The sequence below is a fragment of the Streptomyces sp. NPDC037301 genome, from assembly GCF_055602785.1.
This window is the reverse complement of record NZ_JBVJWD010000003.1, coordinates 364049-387013: the sequence shown is the minus strand read 5'-3', so window position 1 is coordinate 387013 and position 22965 is coordinate 364049. Positions and strand designations below refer to the sequence as shown.

The window sequence follows — 22965 nt, the reverse complement described above, 5'->3', positions numbered from 1 at the left end:
GCCTCCGCCTAGCGTGTGACGCGTGGTTAAGCTCTCCGTCATCGTGCCGTTCTACAACGTGCGGTCATATGCCCCCGACACCTTGCGAAGTCTGCGGGCCAATGCCCGAACTGATTTCGAATTCATCTTCGTCGACGACTGTTCGACCGACGGGACTCTGGAGATCCTCCAGCGCGCCGAGCGCGAGATCCCCGGTGCCGTCCTGGTCAGACACGAGAAGAACGGGGGCCTGGCCACCGCACGCAACACGGGAATCGATGCGGCGCGCGGCGAGTACCTCACCTTTCTCGACGGCGACGACTGGGTCGTTCCCGGCCACTACGAGCGGCTGCTGGCCGCCATCACGGATCTGGGGTGCGACTTCGTCCGTACGGACCATGTGCAGTTCACGGACCGGACGCGCACCGTCCACCAGGTCCCGCACGGTCTGCGCAACACCGTCATGCGACCGCGCGACGTGATCCTGCCGTCCGACCGGTCGACGCCCGTGGACTACGCCTACGCCTGGGCCGGTGCGTATCACCGCAGGCTCGTGGAATCGGGGCTGCTCCGCTTCCGGGACGGGCTGCGCACGGCCGAGGACCGGCCCTGGATCTGGCGCCTGCACCGCGAGGCCGAATCGTTCGCGGTGGTCGGCCTGCCGGGGGTCTTCTACCGGCGTGGGGTGGCGTCGTCGCTCACCCAGATCGGCGACGTGCGCCAGCTCGACTTCATCCGGGCCTTCGACCAGGTGCTCGAAGAGACCGCGCGCGATCCGGAGGCGGACCGGCTGCTGCCGAAGGCGGTGCGGACCTATTGCGCGGTGATGGTGCACCACTTGGAATCCATCGAAAGGTTCGAACCAGCAGTGGCACGGAAATTGCGCTCCATGAGTGCGGCTTCTCTGCGGCGCATGCCCCAGGACATTCTCGCCGAGACGCTGAATTCGCTGGGCGACCGCCGTGCGGACCGGCTGCGCCGCGTACGCCGCCGTTCCGCTTCCCGGGAGGTCGCGGCCTGATGTCCGGCATGTACACCGCGCCGGTCGGCCGGTCCACCACCCAGATCTTCTCCGCGTGCACACAGTACGCCGCCGCCACACTCGTCGCGGCATTGCGCGCGGGCCAATTCGGTCCGCGCTCGGAGCACCGGCGCATCCTCGTCGTGAGCGACACCTCGCCTTCTCCCGAACTGGGCACACCGCTCCATCACAGGCCCGGATTCGAGAAACTGGAGTCCGAATTCGACACGGTGCATTCCTGGAACGACTTCATCCGGCCGTTCCACCCCGCGGGCTGGTCGCCCCGGGAACAGGACGCCTCGTTGTGGGAGCGGGCCGTGCGCAGGGCGTGGGACCTCGACGACGAACCGGTCGAGATCGCCTGCGAGTCCATCCAGGCCAACCCCGCCCAGGCCCTCGCGGTGATCTTCGGCGACAGCCCGGTACACATCTACGCCGACGGGCTGATGAGCTACGGGCCGACCCGCAGCAAGCTCGACCAGCTGGTCGGCACCCGCATCCGCCGGCTGCTCCACCTGGACCTGGTACCGGGCCTGCGGCCGCTGCTGCTCACCGAGTTCGGCGTCGAGTCGGAGATCGTCCCGACGGATGTTTTCCTCAAGGTCCTGGACGAGCTCGCCGGATCGGCGGACGTCCCCGGCCCCGGCGGCGGCCCCGCCCCGGCCCTGCTGCTCGGCCAGTACCTGTCCACGCTGGGCATTCTCACGCCCCAGCAGGAGGAGGACCTGCACGCGCGGATGCTGCGCGGCGCCGTCGCTCTCGGCCACACCCGGGTCGTCTTCAAGCCGCACCCCAGCGCGCCGGCCCACTGGGCGCGGTCGCTGGAGCAGGAGGCGGCACGGCTCGGCGCGGACCTCACCGTTCTCGACAGCCCGGTCCTCGCCGAGACGCTGTTCGAAACCATGCGCCCCGCCCTGGTCGTCGGCTGCTTCTCCACCGCGCTGCTGACCGCCGCCTCGTTCTACGGGCTCCCGGTGGCCCGCGTCGGCACCGGCCCCCTGCTGGAACGGCTCGCCCCGTACCAGAACAGCAACCGCATCCCGCTGACGATCGTCGACGCGCTCCTGCCCGATCTGGAGGACCCGTCCGCGGTCACCGAATGGTCGTTGCCTTCCGCCGAAGAGGTCCGGGGCGAGCCGACCGGCCTGGTCAGCGCGGTCGGCTACGCCATGCAACCGCAGATCCAGGCCGCGCTGCGCCCCGAAGCGGAGCGGTACCTAACGGGGCAGCGCGACAACATCTGGCGCTACTTCAAACGGCGTCGGCTGACCGCGCTGGGGCTGCCCGGAGCCGTACCCGCACAGCTCGCGTTCATCCCGCGCAACGCGACGGTGCGCCGGATCGCCCGCAAGGCCCGCACCCTGAAGCGGGCGGCGGCGGGCTGACCCGCCCTGCCGTCGGACGAGGTGGTCGGCGGGCCGTCCGTACTCCGCCGCCGCGATGACGGCGATCCTCCGGCCGTCCCCGGCGCGGCAGCAGGCCCGGCCGTCCGCGCGGGCGGCCCCGGGGCAGGCCGGTTCCAGTGATTCCACACGTCCCGGCCTGTTCCAGGAGAGGAACATCCCCGTGGCCGAAGCGCCCACGACAACCCGGTCCGCTGCGGCTGCCGCAATGCCCGCTCCGTCCGCACCCCCCGCCCCGCGCAACCCGCGCCCCGGCGCGGGCGCAGGCCGGATGCGGGCCCTGGACGGACTGCGCATCCTGGCCGCCCTCATGGTCTGCCTGTACCACTTCGCGGGGAAAGACGGCCCGGTCGCTCAGTCCTGGGGGCAGTCGCCGGGCCAGATGTTCCCGACCCTCTCCCAGGCGGCCGTCTACGGCTGTCTCGGGGTGCAGTTCTTCTTCGTCATCAGCGGCTTCGTCATCTGCATGAGCAGCTGGGGGCGCTCGCTGGGCGACTTCTTCCGGTCCAGGGTCGCCCGCCTCTACCCGGCGTACTGGGCCGCGATCATCCTCGTGACGGCGGCCGCGATCGCCCTGCCGGTCGTCGTGAAGCCGCTGCGCTCGGACGAACTGCTGCTCAACTTGACGATGCTGCAACAGCCCATGGGCGCGGACCGGGTGCTGGGCGTGTGCTGGACGCTCTGGGTGGAGCTGCGCTTCTACGTTCTGTTCGCGCTCTTCGTCGTCTGGCGTGGCGTCACCTACCGCAGGGTGGTGACCTTCTGCTGTCTGTGGACGTTCGCGGGGGTGCTCGCCCGGGTCGCCCAGACACCGCTGACGGACGAACTGGTCATGCGCGACCACGCACCGTTCTTCATCGGCGGCCTGGCCCTGTACCTGATCCACCGGTACGGCAGCGACCTGCTGCTGTGGGGAATCGTCGTGATGAGCTTTCTCCTCGGCCAGCGCTACTCCGTCACCGCGCTCTGGCACCCGGGCATGGACGGCGACTTCCACCGCTCCCCGTACGTGATCGAGCTGATCGTCGCCGCCGCGTTCCTCTCGGTCGCCGCGGTGGCACTGGGGTGGCTGCGCTGGGCGAACTGGCGCTGGCTGACCGTCGCCGGCGCCCTGACCTACCCGTTCTACCTGGTGCACGAACATCTCGGCTGGTTCGCCATCCGGGTCCTGCACCGCGGCTGGGGCCTGCCCCCGGTCCCGACACTGCTCGGCGCGGTCGGCTCGCTGCTGATCCTCGCCTGGCTGATCAACCGCTACGTGGAGAAGCCGGTCGGCCCGCGCCTGAAGCGAGCCATGACCGCCCAGAGCGCCCGGTTGCACGCGGCGCTGCGCGCGGGCGCGTGAGCGGGGGCCGGGCAGGGTGACGGTGCCGAAGGAACGGCTGTACCGCCCTTCCGGCCCCCGCCGGCGGGACGCCTTGAAGACATAGAGAAAGGGACACATCCTGCTTCGGCAGTACGCAGTGGCCTATGGCCGGAGGTTCGGCTGGGGCCGTGGCCGACTGGCGGACCTTTCGACCCTGACGACCCACCCGCCGCAGTCGTCCGCTGACGTTGCCGTCAAGAGCTTTTTGCACCTTGCCAAAAAAGTCGCCGGGGAGTGGTTTCGAACCAATCCCCGGCGAATTTCTTTACTCGACAGATCAGGCGCCCCCGAAGCGTTCAGGGAAACCGCTTAACAATTCCGATACAACACCGATGGCTTGAGCCTGAATAACGAGCGAAGATCGCTCAAGCACTCCCATCCGGCCACCGCAGACGAGCTGGAAAGGGTCGGACTACTCGAGGTTCTCGCAGTAGGCTTCAAACGCTGAATCGTTCATATTCCTCACTTCGAATTCCGTAAGCCAGCGATAACTCGAAGCAATTCGAGCGATCTCTTTCCCCATGGCAACGAAGACGGTTGAGGATTCTTCTGAATTCTCGGTTACCGCAATGGCGACTTGAAGCGCCGCTTCACTATCCGACTCAGATAGGCGGCGTAGCGAGGCAACTCTCTCCGAAAGGTCTGCGGAGATATCTAGAATCATCGCGCCCGCCATCGCTAGCGGGTCACTCATCCTGGACTCCCGAATAGTCGATTCAGTGATTCTGCGACTTGATCTGTTACCGGTTTAGGCAGGTGGACTGTGTGATGCGCCTTGTTCTTACCCGTCTGTTCCACTTTGAACCCCTCTCCCCTCAGTTCACCCACAGTTGTCGAACGATATTCTCCGGATTCCTTGATCTTAGGAGGCAGTCGCCTTGATGTCGAAATCCCGTGAGGGAAACCATGCGCTTCGGCGTTGGCGGCATCAGCAGCCAGCCTTTCGGTGGTTTCCGGCCCACTCCCGAACCGATAGAGGGTAGTTGCGTCATCAATACCGCCACAGTTGTGGACAAGTACGGGGGCGTCACCTGCCAGCACATAGTACGTATGCGCCCGGTCGACGCTCAGGTTGTAGACCGCTGCCGCCTGCGTCCAGCCGCGGACCGCTTCCACCTGGACGTGGGTGCCCGATCCGGTCTCCAGCCACTGGCCGGGCTTCAGGTCCTCGGCCTTCAGCCACTTGCGTGCGGACGGGACCCAGAACGGGTGGCCGGCGGTTGCGGTCAGGGTGTCGGTGGCGGTGCCCTTGGGGCCGTCCGTGTCGAGGGTCAGGCGGACCAGTTTCTTCAGGCCCTTGCCCTTGATCGTGGCGGTGACCTCCTGGGTGGAGGTCTTGCCGGTGGTGGGGTCGGTGGCCCGGACCTTGTCGCCCGCCTCGACCTGTTCGATCGGTTGCCGGCTGCCGTCGGCCATCACCACTTCGGTGCCCGGTACGAAGCTGTTGCCCACCAGGTCCGAAGCGAGCTGGACGCATTCGACCGCCGACTCGACCCGGTCGAGTGTCTCGTCGGCCTTCTTGGCGGCCTTCGCGATGTCGTCCGCGTACTTCGCCGCCTTCGTCGCCATCCGGCCCGCCTTGGCCGCCCGGACCGCGCCCGCGCCGACGCCGCCGAGGGCCACACCGGCCACCGTCGCGACGGCCCAGGCACAGGCCTCCATGTCGCCGGTGGTGACGCAGTCCCTGATGTCGTTGAAGCCGGTGACATCGCCGACCACGTTGCCGACCGTCTTGACGCCCTCCCACACCGCGCCCCAGTCGACGGAGTCGCGGACCGTCTCGACGACGGCGCCGACCTGTTCGACCACCGCCTCACGGATGGCGTCCGTCGCCTTCGCCACGTCCGCGATCACGTCCTTGGCCGCGCCGACGAGAATCGCCGGCAGATTGGGATCGGCCGTCACCACCGCCTTGGCCACCGCGATGAGCGGCCGGGCCGCGGCCACGATCTCGGGGATCGGATTGTGCTTGGCGACGAAGGCGGCCGCCTCCCGGGCCTTGCGGCTGACCGCGGCCCGGGTCTCGTGGTAGATCCTGCGCGCCTCGGCCGCCTTCTCCCGGGCCCATTGGGTGAACCCGGTACTGTGCCCGACGCTCTTCGCGATCCGCACGCCGGCGTCGACGATCCGCTTGAGGCCGGACTTGCGGTAGATGTAGCTCGCCGCCTTGCCCACGTAGCTGAGGGCCTTCTTCAGTGCGGAGATGGGGTGGCGGACCGTGTAGACGACCGCCTTGGCGATGTTCTTGGCGGTCTTGACGGCGGCACGGACGTACTTGTTCTTCTTGATCTTGTTGTACGCGTTCTTGCACCAGCCGCAGCTGGGCCAGTGCCCGTCCGGGTCGGTGAAGTCCATCGGGGAACCGGCCCCGTAGGTGTACCGGTTGGCGAGGATCGAGGCTCCGGAGGCGTACGTGTAGGAGTCCCGGGAGTCGAAGACCCCGGTGCCCGGGTCGTACCAGCGCGCCCCCATGTTCACCTGCTCGGTGTCGGGGTCGGTCCAGTCGCCCTGGTAGCCGGCGTTGCCCGCCGTGCCCGGCTGGGCGTCGCTCGACGCGGACGGCTGCCCGAACGGGTCGAAGGCCGTGGAACCGGTCAGCGCGGTGGCCGCGCCGTCGGTCGCCGACATGTCGCCGACCACGTCGCCGTGCTTGTCCGTCACCGTCAGCTGCGCCGCGCCGGTGCCCTCGGCGACCGAGAGCAGTTCGTCGGACGCGCCCCTGCCGTACGTGGAGTTGTTGTCCTTGACGGGGTCGGGGGCGAGGCCCGCGTAGCTGAAGTCCGCCTGGTTGCGGGAGGCCACCCGGTCCAGGGAGTCGTAGGTGTACTCCGTCCCGGACTCCCCCGCCTTCGTCAGCCGGTCGAAGGCGTCGAAGGTGAATTCCTCGGTCATCCCGGAGCTGGTCCGGCCGGCCAGGGTGCCGCGCGGGGTGTGGTCGTAGGTGTAGTCCCCGTCGGACAGCAGCCGGTTGCGTTCGTCGAAGGTGGCTGTCTTGTCGCCGTTCTTGACCCGGTTGCCGCTCTTGTCCCAGCCGTACTCGGTGGTGGTGCCGTTCTCCGTCCAGGAGGTCAGGCGTCCGGCCTGGTCGTATCCGTAACTGTTCTCACCGGCCTTGGCCGTTCCGGTGGTCTTCTTGGAGGTGAGGTGGTCGTCGGAGTCGTAGCCGTAGTCGGTCGACGCGATGGTGGCGCCGCCGCTGCTCTTGACGGTGTCCGAGTCGATCCGGCCCAGGTCGTCGTAGGCGAAGCTGCGCGACTGGCCGGCGCCGTAGTCGATCTCCTTGACGGAGCCCGCCCCGTCGTAGCGGTAGGTCTGGTTGGCGCCGGTGAGCGGGTCGGTGGCGGAAGTCAGCTGCCTGCGGGCGTAGCCGAAGTTCGCCGTGCCGGCGGCGTCGGTGCGGGAGGTGAGCAGACCGTCGGCGTCGTACTCGTACGTCGCGGTGCCGGACGGCCCCTTCGCCTCGATCAGCGAGCCGCGGTCGTTGTACGCGTAGGTGTTGTCGCCCTTGGGCGACGAGGCCTTCGTCAGCCGGCCCGAGGAGTCGTAGCCGAAGTTCTTCTCCGGGGTGGCGACCTCGGCGCCGCTGCCGGTCTCGTGGACGAGCAGCCCGGCCCGGTCGTAGCCGCGTTCGCGGACCACGCCGCCGGGCGCGCTGAGCTTCACCGCCTGGCCCGCGGCGTCGTACGCGGTGGTCCAGGTGCGGTCCTGCGGTGCGGGGTCGCGGCTGGTCGCCGGTTCGACGACCGACTCGGCCAGGCCGAGGGTGTTGACCGTGTAGAGGGTCTTGTAGCCGCGGCCGTCGGTGTAGCGGGTGCGGTTGCCCAGTGCGTCGTACCCGAAGGAGGTGGCGACGGACTCGGTGTCGGAGACGGGTTCGGTCTGCCCGGTCAGCCGGCCGAGGGCGTCGTAGTCGTAGCGGGTGGTGCGGCCCAGCGGGTCGGTGGAGGTGGTCAGGTTGCCGGCCGTGTCGTAGCCGTAGTCGACCTTGCGCAGCAGGCTGTTGGTCGCGTCCAGGTCGGAGTCCCGGACCAGTTGGCCGAAGGCGTCGAAGAGCTTGGCCGAGGTGCGGCCCATGCCGTCGGTGCTGCGGACCTCGCGGCCGCTCATGTCGTAGCCGAACTGGGTGACCACACCGCCCGGGTCGGTCGCCCGGGTCAGCTGGCCCAGGTTGTCGTAGCCGTACAGGCTGATGCCGCCGCCGGGTTCGGTCTGCTTGACCACGTTGCCCGCGTCGTCGTACTCGTTGCGGGTGGTGAACGCGGCGGGCAGCGGCTTGCGTTCGATGCGGGTGGTGGTGACGGGCCGGTCGAGGTCGTCGTACGTGGTCTCGGCGCGCGCCCCGGACGGGTCGGTGACCGACAGGAGTTCGCCGGTGCGGGTGTAGGCGTACGACCACCGGGCGTGCTCGTCGTCCTTGCCGACGGGTACGTCCTTGTCGGTGAGCCGGTTCTGCCGGTCGTAGTGGAACTCGGTGACCCGGCCGAGCGGGTCGGTCGCGGTGACCACGTTGCCCAGCGCGTCGTAGCTCCGGGAGGTCGTCGGGGTGACGGTCCCGGTGGAGCCGGGGGCCTGGTAGCGGGGGGCGGTGGCGGTGAGGGTGCGTCCCAGCCGGTCGTAGGCGGTGCGGTTGGTGTTGCCGAGGGCATCGACGGATTCGGTGACCGCGCCGAAGCTGTCGTAGCCGGTGTAGGTGGTCGGGCGGGAGGTGACGGGGTCCGCGCCGCCGGACTCGGTCGCCACGGAGGGCGAGGTGGCCGACAGCGGGCGGCCGACCTCGTCGTAGGCGTAGTCGGTGCGGTTGCCCGCCGGGTCGGTGCGGTAGGTGACGAGGCCGCGCTGGTCGTATCCGTAGACCGTGGTGCGGCTGTCGGTGCCGTTCTGGACGATCTCCTGCTGGGCGTTGCCCGCGTTGTCGTAGACGTACCGGACGGTCTCGGGTGTGACGCTCGTGGGCCACGGCACGTTGGAGGGGGCGCCGTTGGACGTGGTGGTCTCCACGTTGCCCGCGAGGTCGTAGGTGTACGTGGTCCGGCGGGCGAGCCCGGCCGGGTCGGTGACCTCGGACTTGGTGCGGCCGACCGCGTCGTAGGTGTAATCGGTGACGAGCTTGCCGTTGTTCGCCTTCTCGGTGAGGACGTTGCCGGCGCCGTCGTAGGTGTTGGACTCGACGACGATGTCCCGGCGGGTGCCGTCGGAGTTGTGGAATCCCTTGAGGGTGAGGGACTTGAGCAGGTCGTCGCCGAAGTACTCGTAGACGAGGTCGCGTCCCATCGCGTCGGTGTTGCGGACGACCCGGCCGCCCATGTCGTACGCGTACGACTGCAGGACGGTGTACTCCGGGTCCCCGCCGTCGTCGTCCCAGTCGCGCATCCGGGTCTCGGCCATCATGTTGCGCGCGGTGTACACGTAGTCGAAGTGGTTGCCGTTGGCGTCCACCATCGAGGTCTTGTTGCCGAGCATGTCGTAGCCGTAGGTGGTCTCGCCGCCCTCGGCGTCGGTCACCTTCCCGGCCCGGCCGTACGCGTCGTACTCGAAGGTCATCACGCGTGCGGGGTCACCGCCGAGCACGTCGCCGACCTCGGTGCGCACGGTGTTGCCGTCGGCGTCGTAGCCGGTGACGGTGCGCTGCTGGTGCTTGGAGAGGGTGACGACGTTGGTGGCGGCCGGTTCGGTGGTGGAGACGAGCCGGGACAGCTTGTCGTAGGCGAGGGTGACGGTGGCGCCGGACGGCTGGGCGTCCGAGATGGCGGTCTCGGTGAGTTTGCGGCCCAGCGCGTCGTAGGTGAACTTCGTGACCAGGCCGGAGGGTTCGGTGACCTGGGCGAGGTCACCGCTGGTGAAGTACAGGTAGCGGGTGACCTTGCCGCGCGGGTCGGTGGAGGTCAGCGGCAGCCCGGTGGGGGTGTTGCCGCCGTTGACGGCGGGTTCGGCGCCCGTGGTGTAGGTGTTCTTGACGGTGCCGCTGTCGGCCGCCGTCTGCTGGGTGAGCAGCCCCCGGACGTCGTACTGGTACTGGGTGCGGAAGCGGGTGTCGGTGGGGCCGGAGGACCGGCCGTCGAGAGTCTGCGAGGGCTGGTCGGCGCGCAGGTCGATGTCGCCGGCCGGGGTCGGGTAGGTGGTGTACGAGGTCTGGCAGTCGTCCTTGGCCCGGCAGGTGGTGCGGCTGGTGACGTTGCCCCGGTCGTCGTAGCCGAGGGTGACCCGGTCGCCGTTCTCACTGATGATGCCGGTCTGGAAACCGTTGTCGTCGTACTCGAAGAGACGGATGGCGACACCGTCGGCGGGGTGCCGGATGAAGTCCGGTTCGCCGCCGCCGTCACCGGGCGGGTTGGTGCAGAACGCCGGGTCGCCCGGGTCGGGCTCGCTGCAGACCTCCTGCGGCGGGTCGGTGTCCGACGGACTCGGTGAGGGGTTGGAGTCGCGGGCGCCGAGCGCCATCGGCTCGCCGTAGCGCAGCATCCGCGAGGTCAGGCCGTCGTACTCGTAGAAGTACGGCGAGTCGACCGGGTCGTGGACCTCGACGGTGCGGCGCAGGTCCGTATCGTTGCCGAAGACCGCTGGCGTACCGATCTTCCAGGTGCCGCCGTTGCGGTCGGTGTACTCCTGGACGCGGTCGCGGGCGGTGTCGTACGTGACCTCGGAGGCGGTGCGGCCCGACGGCAGCGTCGTCCGGGTCAGGAGGTCCGCGGTCCGGGTGCCCTCGCGGTAGTGACCGGCGACGGCCGTCGCACCGAGCGGGTGGTGGTAGACGGCGACGTCGTCGATGGTGCCGGCGAAGGAGCGGGGCCCGGTACTGCCCCAGCCGGGCCAGGAGGCCGGGGTGGTGGCGTGTGCGGCGCCGATCTGGTTGTAGGTCAGGTCGCCGGCGACGAGCTGCTTGCCGGTGAGGGTGCCGGAGAGCTTGCCGTCCAGGTAGAGGCTCTGGGTGGAGCCGGACGCCGAGAGCACGGCGTGGTGCCACTTGCCGTCGTTGACGTTCTTGGTGATGTCGGTGATCGGGGCGACGGTCCCGGTCCAGAACTGGCCCCGCAGTTTGCCGTCGTTGCCGACATACAGGGCGGGCACACCGGCCTGGGGCGCGGTGCCCCAGGCCTTGTTCTGGTAGCCGACGAGCGGGCCGCCGACGCCGGTCGCGGGCGTCTTGAACCACACCTCGACGGCCGTGTCCCGGCTCTTCTTGAGGGTGCCGGAGGGCAGCACGATGCGGGAGGTGTTGCCGTTGAATCCGGCCGCGGTGCCCGGGTCGCCGAAGAGGGCGCCGGCCGCGCCGAGGGTGACGTCGGTGGAGGTGCCGCGGTCCTTGCCGAGGTTGGCCTCGACGGCGCTGTCGGCGGCCGTGCCCTCGGCCTCGCCCAGCTTCCAGTAGGACTCGGGGCGGGAGTCGAGCACCGTGCTGCCGTAGTGGCTGCCCGCCCCGTACTCGTACCGGGTGCAGCCGCCGGTCGGGTCGCAGACCTTGTCGAGCAGGTCGCCGGTGTAGGTGTACGACCAGGTCAGCGGAGCGCCGTCGACCGGGTTGGTCGACACCGCGGTGACGTGGGAGCCGGTCCAGGTGAAGTTCAGCGCGCGGCCGCTGCGGGCGTGCGCGGCGCTCTGGATCTTCCCGCCGGACCAGGTGTATGTGACCACGTTGGACGAGGCGTCCGTGATCTTCGTGAGCAGGCCGCCGGTGCTGAAGTCATAGCTGGTGCCGGACTTGTCCTGGAGCCGGTAGGTGCCCGCCGTGGCGTCGAGGGTCAGCTTGGCGTACCGGCCGGGCGGCGGGGCGAAGGTGCCGTCGGGGTTCTTGCCGAAGCGGACGTCCTGGCCGTCGGGGTAGCGGATGACGACGTTGCCGCTGCCGTCGTCGTCGGCGGTGAGCCGCATGTCGTACCGGGTGGACCAGCCCGCGCCGAACGCGAGGTCGCGCCGCGGGTCGAGGCTGTTGTACGTGCGGACGAGGGTCAGGTCGGGCCCGGTCGTGGTGAGCGACGCGTCGATGGCGGAGGAGGAGAAGTTCCCGACGTTCGGGTCGAACTCCTTGCCGGGCGTCTCGGACAGCCGCGAGGTGATCTCGGGCTGCGGCACGGCGGCGACCAGCGCGACCTGCGCGGTGGGCACCTCGTTGGACGCGTCCTTGACGAAGCCGCGCCACAGGTAGGTGGTGCCCCACTTCAGCCGGCCGGCCGGGACGGGGTAGGCGGACGACGTCTGGTAGGCGGAGGTGGTGCAGCCGGTCGGCTTGCCGTCCTTGCCGGCCTCGCAGATCTCGTACTTGTACTGGAGCGCCGAGCCGGGCGGGGCGTCGATGTCGACCCCGCTCGCCCACAGTTGCGGGGTGAGGGTCTGGGCCTGGTAGCCGTTGGGCGGGAACTGCTCCTTGACCACCGGGGCGATGTCGAAGACCTGGAGGGTGAGCCGGCCGGGCGGGACCTGTTCGTCGGTGAAGACCTTGCCGCCGGTGCGCACCATGGTGAAGTCGAGCAGGTAGGTGCCCGGCGGCAGGGCCTTGATGGTCGCGTCGAGGGTGGCCTTCGCCCCGTGCGCCACGTTGCCGGTGAGGTTGGCGGACCGCTGCTGGGTGACCAGCTTGCCCTTGGCGTCATAGGCGCGGTACGCGAGGTAGTAGGTGCTCGGGGTCCAGGTCTCGGCCCCCGTGTTCGTCACCGCGACCTTGACCTTGCCCGCCTGGTTCTGCAGCACCGGCGGGTCGGGGACGGGCTTGGGGAAGGCGTACGTGGCGCTGTACGGCGAGTGCGTGACGAACAGCTTCGGCGGGTTCGCGGTGGCGTGGCCGGTGAGCTTCTTGAAGGAGAGCGTGTCGGTGTCCGAGGCGCGCAGCGACAGGCCGTTGTTGGGCTGGGTGCCGTCGGCCCAGCGCTGGACCAGGTCGCGGCCGCCCTTGCCGAGGTCGAAGAGTTCCCCGGCCGCGGGGCAGTTGGACCGGGAGGCGCCGAAGGCGACGTGCCCGTACGCGAACGACCGGGTGGCCAGCGCCCCGCCGACCGACGGCCCCGGGTAGGCGGTGGCCGTGCCCGCGGTCCAGGACTGGGTCACCGGGTGGACGGAGACCGGTCGCGCCTTGCAGGAGGCGGAGTCGAAGTTCACGATCTGGAGCTGCGCCCCGAAGATCCGGTGGTTGCGCAGCCGGTCGTCGAGGCCGGGGAAGCCGAGGTAGGAGTAGGTCGCGCCGGACGGACCACGGCCGACCTGGAGTTCGTCGGTGCCGACCACGGACGGGCCGCCGTCCCGGACGTACATGGACGTGGACGCGGCGCCGGTCTCGACGGACGGGTCGACGCGGACGGGGAAGGCGCGGTCCGGGTCGGTGAGCCAGCCGCGGTCGGCGTTCACCTGCAGGGCCGGGCGGCCGTCACGGTCGACGAGGGTGTAGCGGACGGCGTACGAGGTGGCGCCGCGGGCGTCCGTCATGAACCCGGCCGGGATGACGGCCCTGGTGCGGCCGTCGGAGCCGGTGAGCACGACCGAACCGTCCCGGACGGTGGCATCGAGGCCGTCGAGCGCGAGGGGGAAGACGAACTCGGCGGGTGCGGACGCGGAGTGCAGGACCAGGGTCTCCTTGACCCCGCCGGCCTGCGAGTCCAGCCAGAGATCGGTGCCGGGCAGGACCTGTTCGTAGCTGACCCTGGTGCCGTCCGCGCTGCCCGGTACGGGAGCGGCGCCGCTCAGCCCGTAGGAGAAGGACTCGCCGGACGGGAGCGTGAGGGCGGCGAGCTGCGGGGCGTCGGCACGGGCGGCCAGGTCGAGGCCGACCGAGTCGGCGGTGTTGGTCCACCCGGCGGCCCCCGCACCCGCGCGGGCGGTCGGGGCGGCGTCCTCGCGCCCGGTCAGCTTCGCGTCGATCGGGTGCCAGTCGCCCTTGCCGTCACGGTAGTTGATGGGCGTGGTGGAGATCTCGGTGGTGCGGGTGCCGTCCTGGTTGGCGTAGGTGCGGCTGCGGGCGTCCCGCTCGGAGACGAGCTCCTTGCTGGTCGCGCGGTCGAATCCGGTGGTCCGGGCGGCGGGCGGTGCGGTGACCTCGGCGATGTTGGGCCGGACCGCCGGCCGGGCCGACTGCGGTGGTTCGAGCGGGTACTTCGCGCGCATCGACGTCGGCGACTCGGTGTTGCCGGGGCCGCCTCCGACGTGGCTGCGCCCTTCGGCGCTGCCCCACCGCTGGCCGGGGCCCTTCGCGGCCTTCGGCGCATCGGGGAACAGGGGGAATCCGGTTCCGGCCAGGGCCAGCGTGCCGACGGCCAGCGTCACGACGACGGCCAGACCGACGACCCGGCCCCAGATCCCGCGTACCGCGCGAAGCATCAGCAGACGTCGCGCGATTCTTCGGTACGCAGGCACGGAACCCCCAAGTTCTTCACGGAACGGACCCGTTGATGTTGAGGACCGTGAGGGATGCGTGTCGACAGATGCGGCGAGTGTTCATGTACCCGTCAATCATGAACGCGCTTTCTTCACCCGGTTGATACCGCACCGTTCACCGCTGCTCGCCTAGCGTCCGACCGCATGACGTCCCACTTCACTCCGCGCACCGCCCGTCGGCTGGCGGCCCTGACCGCCGCCGTCGCCGCAATCCCGCTGCTCGTGGCCCTGCCCGGCACCGCACACGCGGCGGAGGCCGCCACCTGCACCACCACGGGCCCCGTGTACGCCCTGGACTCCGCGGGCAAGCTGCTGCGTTACGACATGCCGACCCCGGTCAGCGGCGGCAATCTGACCTCCCCCAGCACGATCGACACGACCTGGAGCGGTTACGGCCGGATGCTGGCGGGCCAGGGCGCGCGCTTCTACGGAATCAAGTCCGACGGCCTCTACCTGAGCCACCGGGTCAGCTCGACCGGCGCCTGGGACATCCACCACAAGAAGATCAGCCCCAACTTCGGCTGGCTGACCAAGGCCGAGGACCGCAACCAGATCACCATCGACCGGGGTGACCGGATCTGGGTGCTGGACAACGAGGGCGCGCTGCGCACCTACAAGTACGACTCCGCCGCCGACACCTGGAGCGCCGACAGCGGGAAGATCATCGACCAGGGCTGGGAGCGCTACGACCTGATCGTCGCCGCCGATTCCGGCGTGGTCTACGGACGTTCGGCGACCGACGGCCGGCTCTACCGCTCGCGCTACGACTTCACCAGTCAGCGCTGGCTCGAGCGGCACGTGGTGGAGAGCCTGGCCGACTGGCACCAGTACTCCAAGGGGATCACCTCGATCGGCGGTGACACCCTGGTCGGCGTAACCGGGACCGGCGCCGCCGACTACTACCGCTTCGACGAGAACATCCGCGACTTCCCGGTCTACAACAAGACCGTCGGCAGCGCGGGTTGGCAGAACTACTCCAACGTCGCCGGGGCCCCGGACGCCTGCCGCATCACCTCGAGCCACACCCCCGTCTCCCCCTCGGTACCGCTGGAGAGCTTCGCCCCGGCCGCCGTGACCCAGTCGTCCACGGGGTCACTGGAGTTCGCGTACACGGACAACATCGGCCGGCTGGTGCACGGCCGGATGGCGGACGCCTCGGACTACAACGGCGTGCAGTGGACCACCGTGTCCGGCAACGAAGCCTTCACCGGACGCCCCGCCCTCAGCGAGCACACCGACGGGCGCGTCGTCCTCACCGCGCAGAACACCTCCGGCAGTATCTGGCAGCGCAACCAGACCGCCAAGGCCTCCGCGGACTGGAACGACTGGATCGACCTGGCCGGCGCCATGGCTCACCACCCGGTCACCGCGAAAACCCCCGGCGGGCTGCTCGTCCAGTTCGCCGTCGACGGCGACGGCAAGCCCTGGTACCGCATCCAGCAGCGGGCCAACGTCGACTTCATGAGCTGGATGCCCCTCACCGGGTCCGGCCTCGGCGGCACCCTCCAGGCCGTCACCGTCCGCGACGGCATCCAGCTCTTCGCCACCACCACCAGCGGCACGCTCACCACTGCCCGGTTCACCGAGAACGGCAGCATCTCCGCCTGGTCCGGCCTCGGCGCGCAGAACGTCAGCGGCACGCCCTCCCTCGTCGTCTACCCGGGGTACCGCATCCGGGTGTTCGCCAACGACGGCCAGGGCCACATCATCACCGCCGCCCAGTCCGCCGAGAACGGTGCCTACGGTTCCTGGGAAACCGTCGCCGGGCTGACCGCCGACGGCGAGCCGAGCGCCGTCATCTCCCCGCTGACCGGCCTCACCGAGATCACCGCGCGCGGCACCGACGGCACCATCCACAACACCGGCGAGACCACCCAGGGCAGTGGCACCTGGCGCCCCTGGCAGCAGCCGTCGTCCGAGGCCGCCGCCACCGTGCCGACCACCTTCACCTACACCACCAGCAACGGCCCGACCTGGGCCTACACCTTCCGTACCGCCGACAACCAGACCCGCATCTACCAGGTCCAGCCGAGCTTCGCGCGCACCGCCGCAAGCACCGCGCAGGACGCGCCCCGGTTCCAGGCCCGGGCTCTGCCCAAGCCGTCCGACAACTGATCCGAGGCGTGGGGGGCGGGGCCGAGAGGGTGGCGCCGCCCCCGTCGTGACCGTCTGTGCCGGGACGCGGTGGCCCGCTGCCGGCGGTCGGCGCGGACACCGAACTCCCGGCGTTCGACGGTGACCTGGTCCGCGTGCACCGCACTGAAGCCTATGAGGAGTACGGAAAGGGCCTGTTCCTCATCCGCCCCGACGGCTGCATCGGCTGGGCGGGCGAGGACGCCTCGGGCCTGGCCGCGTACCTGGCCCCGCTCGGCGTCGCCGCGGTCGCACACCGCTGAGCAAGAGCTTCGCCGCGGTCACACGCTGCTGAGCGAGAGCTTCGCCGCGAACCCCAGGAACAGCAGACCGGCCGCCGAAGTGGCTCCCGCCGACAGCCGCTTGCGGCGGCGGAACGCGGCGGACAGGCGGGTGCCGCCGAATATCAGCATCGACAGATAGAGGAAGCTGGCGATCTGCAGCAGGGTGCCCAGCAGCAGGAAGGACAGCGCCGGGTAGGCGTAGCCGGGGTCGACGAACTGCACGAAGAACGAGATCAGGAACAGGATCGCCTTCGGGTTGAAGAAGCTGACCACCAGCGCCCGCCGGTACGGCCGCTCCATCGCCCCAACATTCTCGGGTCCGGCGCTCTCCTCGGTCAGCTCGGCCATCCGCCGGTGCCGCTCGCGCCACATGGCCACCGCGGCCCGCAGCATGCCGATCGCCAGCCAGGTCAGATAGCCCGCACCCGCGAACTTGACGACGGCGAACAGCACCGGCGTCGTCCGCAACAGCGACGAGGCCCCCAGCGCGGACAACGTCATCAGCACGGTGTCCCCGGTCCACACCCCGGCCGCCGCCACATAACCGGTCCGCACGCCGCGCCGGGCGGCGACGGACAGCACGTACAGCGAATTCGGCCCCGGCAGAAGAACGATCAGCACCAGGCCGGCGAGATAGGTCGGCAGATCGGTGACACCCAGCATGAAACGGAGTGTCGCACGCGGGTACGGCACTCCGTTCGGGGGGTTCGGGGAAATCCGGGGTCAGTCCTCGTCACCGTCGAGGAGGCGGTCCACGGAGAGCTTCATCTCGACACCGACCACGTCCGGCACGGTGAACGACGTCCCGCGCTTGTGGGGCACCTTGTTCTTGTACTCGCCGCCCCGCGGGTCGCTGCAGAGCAGCACCTGGTCATGCTTGCGATCGGCCACGACGTAGACCGGAATGCCCGCCTGGGCATAATCCTCGACCTTGGGACCGAGGTCGTCCGCCCAGTTGGTCGAGGTCACCTCCACCACCATGCGGAAGGCATGGGCGGCGTAGCAGTTCTTCATGACATGGGCGTCCCTGAAGTCCGCCTCGACGACCGACAGATCGGGAATCGCGTAGTCCTCCGGCCCGGTGGGCAGCCACAGCCCGACCCCCTGGACGAGTCTGAGCCCCACCGTGCGTGCCCGGGCGCCGAACTCCTCGCCCAGCCAGGACAAGGCCAGAGCATGCGTTCCGTCCGCTGGTGGTGTCACAGTGAGCCTCCCCTGGAGAATCTCCACGCGATGCCCAGGCAGCGAGCGTGCGAGCTGTTCGGCTGCCTCGCCGAGCGTCAGCTCGGGCTGTTCCTGCTCCCGCACCTGCTCCTCGTGCTGTATTACGGCCACGGCATCCTCCTTTCGGGGACCACTGTTCACGAGCTTATCCGGGGCCATGGACATTCAGCGAGAGATCACTCCCGCGGGTGGACATCGCTTCAGAACGCAACCGTAGGCACATAAGTCCCCCACACCTCCCGCAGCGCATTGCAGACCTCGCCCACCGTCGCCCGTGCCCTGAGGGCGTCCTTCATCGGGTACAGGACGTTGTCCGTGCCCTCGGCCGCCTTCTTCAGCCGGCCCAGCGCCTCGTCGACCGCGCCCTGGTCGCGTTCGGCCCGCAGCTTCGCCAGCCGGGCCGCCTGCTGGGCCTCGATCGCGGGGTCGACGCGCAGCGGCTCGTACGGCTCCTCCTCGTCGAGCTGGAAGCGGTTGACGCCGACCACGACGCGCTCGGCGCTGTCGGTCTCCAGGGCGATGCGATACGCGTTGCGCTCGATCTCGTTCTTCTGGAAGCCGCGCTCGATCGCGTTGACCGCCCCGCCCATGTCCTCGACCTTGAGCATCAGTTCCAGGGCGGCAGCTTCGACATCGTCGGTCATCTTTTCGACGACGTACGAACCCGCGAACGGGTCCACGGTGGCCGTGACGTCCGTCTCGTACGCCAGGACCTGCTGGGTGCGCAGGGCGAGGCGGGCGGACTTGTCGGTGGGCAGGGCGATCGCCTCGTCGAAGGAGTTGGTGTGCAGCGACTGCGTACCGCCGAGGACCGCGGCCAGACCCTGGACGGCGACGCGCACCAGGTTGACCTCGGGCTGCTGGGCGGTGAGCTGGACGCCCGCGGTCTGGGTGTGGAAGCGCAGCATCAGCGACTTGGGGTTCTTCGCGCCGAACTCCTCCTTCATCACCCTCGCCCAGATCCGGCGGGCGGCGCGGAACTTGGCGACCTCTTCGAGGATCGTCGTACGGGCGACGAAGAAGAAGGAGAGGCGGGGGGCGAAGTCGTCGACGTCCATGCCGGCCGCGACGGCGGTACGTACGTACTCGATGCCGTCCGCGAGGGTGAACGCGATCTCCTGCGCGGGCGAGGCCCCGGCCTCCGCCATGTGGTAGCCGGAGATCGAGATGGTGTTCCACTTCGGGATCTCGGCCCGGCAGTACTTGAAGATGTCGGCGATCAGCCGGAGCGAGGGCCCCGGCGGAAAGATGTACGTGCCGCGGGCGATGTACTCCTTGAGGACATCGTTCTGGATGGTGCCGGTCAGCTTGTCCGCCGGGACGCCCTGCTCTTCTCCGACCAGCTGGTACATGAGGAGCAGCAGCGCGGCGGGCGCGTTGATCGTCATCGAGGTGGAGACCTTGTCGAGCGGGATTCCGCCGAACAGGACCCTCATGTCGTCGATCGAGTCGATCGCCACCCCGACCTTGCCGACCTCGCCGGACGCGATCGCCACGTCGGAGTCGTGGCCCATCTGGGTGGGCAGGTCGAAGGCGACGGAGAGGCCCATCGTGCCGTTGGCGATCAGCTGCTTGTAGCGGGCGTTGGATTCCGTGGCCGTACCGAAACCTGCGTACTGACGCATCGTCCACGGCCGGCCGGTGTACATCGTGGGGTAGACGCCGCGCGTGAAGGGGTAGGCACCCGGCTCTCCCAGCTTGTCGTCGGGGTTCCACCCGTCGAGTGCGTCCGGCCCGTACACGGGCTCGATGGGCAGTCCCGACTCCGACTCGCGCGTCATCTGCTGTGCCTCCCGCTGAAGCTGCTCGGTAAAGCTACTTACTGGTAACCAAGGATTCCCGCGACGGACTGTAGCGGCGGGCACGAGACCGGTGGAGATGCACGGGCTGGGACCTTGCTCACAGCCCTCCCCCACGACCCTCGCCGCCGCTCTCCCCATCATGCGCGGGCTTTGGCAACCGGGCAGAGCGGGAATCCGTCCAATGGGACACCGGAGAAACCCGGAGAATCAGGGGGCCGAGATGATAGACAGCATCACCGGAAGCACGTCACGGCGCAGGGCGCGGGTCAGGACACGGGGCTGGGCGGGGACCACGGCCACGGCGGCGCTCGCCGTTCTCGCCATGACCGCCGCGACCGCCGGCTGCAAGGCGCAGCCCGCCGACAGCGCGTCCGCGGCCCCGTCGTCACCGCCCCGGGCCACGGCGGCCGACGACGCCAAGCCCGCAGCATCGCAGTCACCCTCGCCGGACGCATCGTCGTCGTCCCCGAAGACCACCGCGACGCCCGCGCCGAAGCCGGACCCGCAGGGCACGACGCTGATGGCGAGCGGTTCCGAGGGCAAGCAGGTGCGGGAACTGCAGGCCCGGCTGCGGCAGATCGGCCACTTCGACCGCTCCCCCACCGGCTACTACGGCACCGTCACGGTCGCCGCCGTCCAGTCCTTCCAGGGCAAGCGCGGCCTCTCCCGTACGGGCAGGACGGACACCGTCACCTGGCAGAAGCTGCTCGGCATGACCCACGCGCCGACGGCCGCCGAGCTGAACCCGCCGACCACCCTGCCCGTCACCAAGCCGGACAAGCGCTGCATGACGGGCCGGGTGCTCTGCATCAGCAAGAACAGCCGGACGCTGTCGTGGATGATCGACGGCCGCGTCGTCTCGTCGATGGACGTCCGCTTCGGCTCCCAGTACACGCCGACCCGCGAAGGCACCTTCTCCGTCTACTGGAAGTCACGGCACCATGTTTCGACGATCTACCACACGGCCATGCCGTACGCGATGTTCTTCAGCGGCGGCCAGGCGGTGCACTACTCGGCGGACTTCGCGGCCCGTGGCTACAGCGGCGCCTCGCACGGCTGCGTCAATGTCCGTGACGAGGGAAAGATCGCCTCGCTCTTCGCCCAGGTGAGGACGGGCGACAAGGTCGTCGTCTACGGGTAGGGCCTGTCCGGCCGGGAGGAAAGGGGCGCGGACGGGACCGGGGGAACGTGTCCCGCCCGCGCCAATGCGCTGAGCCGCAGGTACGGGGGGAACCCCGGCTCTGTGCGCTGCCGATGACCAGTCGGCTCACTCTGTACTGCGCCATGGCCTCGAAAAACGTCACACCTGGTGGTGGACGGCTTGAAAGGGACTGGCGCGCACGGCTCTCAGCCGGGCGATCCGACGGCGCCGAGGGACGCCCGGTCCGCTGCCGGCGAGGAGGCCGGGGTCGAGGGCGACGGCGGGGTGGTGAACCGGATCGCCGGGAGCGTGTTGGAGCCGCCGCTGTCCCCGTTCGAATCGCCGTCGTCGCCCTGCTCGCCGTCGCTGTCGGGGCTGTTCTGGCCGTCCGTGTCCTTGGCGTCCTTGGCGATCAGGCGGTCGCAGAACCGGTCCAGATTGCGGGCGCCCTTCGCCAGCGCTTCGAGATGCCGTCTGCTGTCGTCGTCCAGCTTGCCTTTGCGGTAGTCACGGCAGGCCTTGAGCGCCCTGGCGTACCAGTCGCCGGAGGTGCCGTTCCCGGAGCCGTCGGGCTGCTTGCCGTTCTCGGTGCCGTTCGGGGTTCCGCTCGCGGTGCCGTCGGGCTTCCGGTTGTCGTCGCCCTTGCGGCCCTCGCCCTTGCCGGTTCTGCCGTTGTCCCGGTCACCGGTGGGGGCGGAAGGATCCGCCGGGGGTATGGAGGGCCCCGTCTCCGGAGAGGCGGGCGGCCGTTGTGCGGACGGGCTCTCGTCGGTGACTGCCCCCGAGCCGAGCTCCTCGGGCGTCGCGGCGGCGGAGACGGAGCTCGCCGGTACGGGGGTGTGCCCGCCGAACGGTCCGGGGAGCATCCCGGTGCTCGCGGCCACGGCCACCCCGCCGAGCGCGCAGCCCGCGAAGGAGGCGACCAGGCCGAAGCGGATGGGCCGGCTCCAGCCCAGGGAGCGGGTACGGCCGGAGCCCGCGGAGGAAGAGGGGCGGTGCGGGGCGAAGCCGCCGGAGGCGGGCCGGATGTGCACCGGTTCGAGTACGTCGGCCGGTGCCGGTTCGCCCGTCTCCTCGGCGTACCCCTTCACCTGCGGGTTCGCCGCTCGTGTCCGTGCGCGCGCGGATTGCGCGGCGGTGCGGAAGGCGGCCAGCGCCGCGGCCTCGCCCGGCAGTTCGCCGGTGGCCGGGCGGGCGGCCCGTGCGGCGGCGTCCAGCGCTGCCGCGAGCCTTTCCGCCTCTGTACGCGACTGACCGCCCACGGGATCGACCGGTTCGCCGCGGAGCAATCTCTCCGCCGCGTCCTTGTCAAGCCATTCGTAGTGCTCGTCGGCCATCACATGTCCTTCTGCGTCCACGGACGCGAATGCGTCACACCGGCCGGCGCCGCCGAACCGTTGTGGGAGGGGCGCTGGGCGGGCACGGCGCCGAGTTCCGCCGTCCGGCCTGCCGTGCTTGTGCGAGGGGCGGGCGGATCCGCCGGATCGCCCGCGGGAACACGGTCCGCGCCGCCTTCGGTACGGCCGTCGCCGCCCTCGCCGTCCCCGTCACCGGGGCGGCCGCCGTCATTGTCCGCGTCGTCCGTGCGCAGCAGCTCGGCCAGCCGCTTCAGTCCCCGGTGCGCCGCGGTGCGTACCGCCCCCGGCCGCTTGCCCAGCGTCTGGGCCGCGCTCTTCGCATCCAGACCGACCACCACCCGCAGCACCACGGCCTCGGCCTGGTCCTGGGGCAGCTGGGCGATGAGCGACATCGTGCGGCCGGTGGCCAGGGCCTCCATCGCCTCGTCGGCGGTGTCGGACTCGGCCGGCTTCTCCGACAGCTCCGACTCGTCGCCGCCGACCGCGGGGCGCCTGCCGCGCATCCGCAGATGGTCCAGGGCACGGTTACGCGCTATCCGTGCCGCCCAGCCGCGGAAGCGGTCGGCGTCGCCGCTGAACCGGTCGAGGTCGCGCGCTATCTGCAGCCAGGACTCGGACGCCACGTCCTCGGCGTCCGGATCCCCCACGAGTGTCCGTATGTAGCCCAGCAGTCGCGGCTGTACAGCGCGGTACACAGTACGGAAGGCGTCTTCGTCCCCGTCCTGTGCCGCGAGCACCGCGGCAGTGAGCTCCGCGTCGTCCCCCAGCACTCCCTCAACCTGCCCTGCTGTCCTGAATCGCAGCTGGTCATCACTGCCGCGCCACGCTGCGCGACTCAGCACGCTACGTCCTTCACGGGTGTCGCGTCCATGGCTTGTACAACCTGCAACATTCTTCC

Annotated in this window: 13 protein-coding genes; 6 read left to right on the top strand and 7 right to left on the bottom strand. The window is 69.8% G+C overall.

The genetic code is table 11. The annotated features are described in order from the left end of the window. The first annotated feature begins 22 nt into the window (after positions 1 to 22). The 3 genes from ACZ7IB_RS07825 to ACZ7IB_RS07815 all read left to right on the top strand — a co-directional run bounded on the left by ACZ7IB_RS07825 (position 23) and on the right by ACZ7IB_RS07815 (position 3748). Positions 23 to 1000, top strand: a complete 978-nt coding sequence (locus tag ACZ7IB_RS07825) for a glycosyltransferase family 2 protein (protein ID WP_470910062.1) — start codon at positions 23 to 25, stop codon at positions 998 to 1000. Continuing rightward, positions 1000 to 2385 (top strand): polysialyltransferase family glycosyltransferase, encoded by a 1386-nt coding sequence (locus tag ACZ7IB_RS07820; RefSeq protein WP_470910060.1) that lies wholly within the window; start codon positions 1000 to 1002, stop codon positions 2383 to 2385. Before ACZ7IB_RS07825 ends, ACZ7IB_RS07820 begins: the two co-directional genes overlap by 1 nt. Before the next feature lie 226 nt (positions 2386 to 2611). After that, complete coding sequence (locus ACZ7IB_RS07815; RefSeq protein WP_470910454.1) at positions 2612 to 3748, top strand: acyltransferase family protein; 1137 nt, start codon at positions 2612 to 2614, stop codon at positions 3746 to 3748. Positions 3749 to 4181: 433 nt separating this feature from the next. Here the strand turns inward: ACZ7IB_RS07815 and ACZ7IB_RS07810 are convergent, their stop codons facing one another. Together ACZ7IB_RS07810 and ACZ7IB_RS07805 are read right to left on the bottom strand one after the other, a co-directional pair. Next, entirely contained in the window at positions 4182 to 4463 is a 282-nt protein-coding gene (locus tag ACZ7IB_RS07810; protein WP_470910059.1) for a hypothetical protein, read from the bottom strand. After that, complete coding sequence (locus tag ACZ7IB_RS07805) at positions 4460 to 14068, bottom strand: polymorphic toxin-type HINT domain-containing protein (RefSeq protein ID WP_470910058.1); 9609 nt, start codon at positions 14066 to 14068, stop codon at positions 4460 to 4462. Before ACZ7IB_RS07805 ends, ACZ7IB_RS07810 begins: the two co-directional genes overlap by 4 nt. A gap of 201 nt (positions 14069 to 14269) precedes the next feature. On the opposite strand from ACZ7IB_RS07805, the gene ACZ7IB_RS07800 reads away from it, so the two are divergent. Both ACZ7IB_RS07800 and ACZ7IB_RS07795 read left to right on the top strand, forming a co-directional pair. Beyond that, positions 14270 to 16240 (top strand): DUF8189 domain-containing protein, encoded by a 1971-nt coding sequence (locus tag ACZ7IB_RS07800; protein WP_470910056.1) that lies wholly within the window; start codon positions 14270 to 14272, stop codon positions 16238 to 16240. 56 nt (positions 16241 to 16296) lie between these two features. After that, positions 16297 to 16521 carry a hypothetical protein gene (locus tag ACZ7IB_RS07795; protein ID WP_470910054.1) on the top strand — a complete coding sequence of 75 codons (225 nt, stop codon included), beginning with the start codon at positions 16297 to 16299 and terminating at the stop codon, positions 16519 to 16521. Positions 16522 to 16539: 18 nt separating this feature from the next. Here ACZ7IB_RS07795 and leuE read toward each other — a convergent pair whose 3' ends face one another. The 3 genes from leuE to ACZ7IB_RS07780 form a co-directional block, all read right to left on the bottom strand. Then, a complete protein-coding gene (leuE, locus tag ACZ7IB_RS07790) occupies positions 16540 to 17205 on the bottom strand; it encodes a leucine efflux protein LeuE (RefSeq protein WP_470910052.1) in 666 nt (221 codons plus the stop codon). A gap of 60 nt (positions 17206 to 17265) precedes the next feature. Next, entirely contained in the window at positions 17266 to 17877 is a 612-nt protein-coding gene (locus tag ACZ7IB_RS07785; protein WP_470910050.1) for a Uma2 family endonuclease, read from the bottom strand. An 89-nt stretch (positions 17878 to 17966) separates the two neighbouring features. Continuing rightward, positions 17967 to 19547, bottom strand: a complete 1581-nt coding sequence (locus tag ACZ7IB_RS07780; RefSeq protein ID WP_470910048.1) for an acyl-CoA mutase large subunit family protein — start codon at positions 19545 to 19547, stop codon at positions 17967 to 17969. Between the two features lie 343 nt (positions 19548 to 19890). Between ACZ7IB_RS07780 and ACZ7IB_RS07775 the strand changes: the two genes are divergently transcribed. Continuing rightward, entirely contained in the window at positions 19891 to 20709 is an 819-nt protein-coding gene (locus ACZ7IB_RS07775) for a L,D-transpeptidase family protein (RefSeq protein ID WP_470910452.1), read from the top strand. 206 nt (positions 20710 to 20915) lie between these two features. Here ACZ7IB_RS07775 and ACZ7IB_RS07770 read toward each other — a convergent pair whose 3' ends face one another. Both ACZ7IB_RS07770 and ACZ7IB_RS07765 read right to left on the bottom strand, forming a co-directional pair. Next, positions 20916 to 22046 carry a hypothetical protein gene (locus tag ACZ7IB_RS07770; protein ID WP_470910046.1) on the bottom strand — a complete coding sequence of 377 codons (1131 nt, stop codon included), beginning with the start codon at positions 22044 to 22046 and terminating at the stop codon, positions 20916 to 20918. After that, positions 22046 to 22837, bottom strand: coding sequence for an RNA polymerase sigma factor (locus ACZ7IB_RS07765; protein ID WP_470910450.1), 792 nt, complete (start codon positions 22835 to 22837; stop codon positions 22046 to 22048). The genes ACZ7IB_RS07770 and ACZ7IB_RS07765 overlap by 1 nt, the downstream gene beginning before the upstream one ends. Positions 22838 to 22965 lie beyond the last annotated feature (128 nt).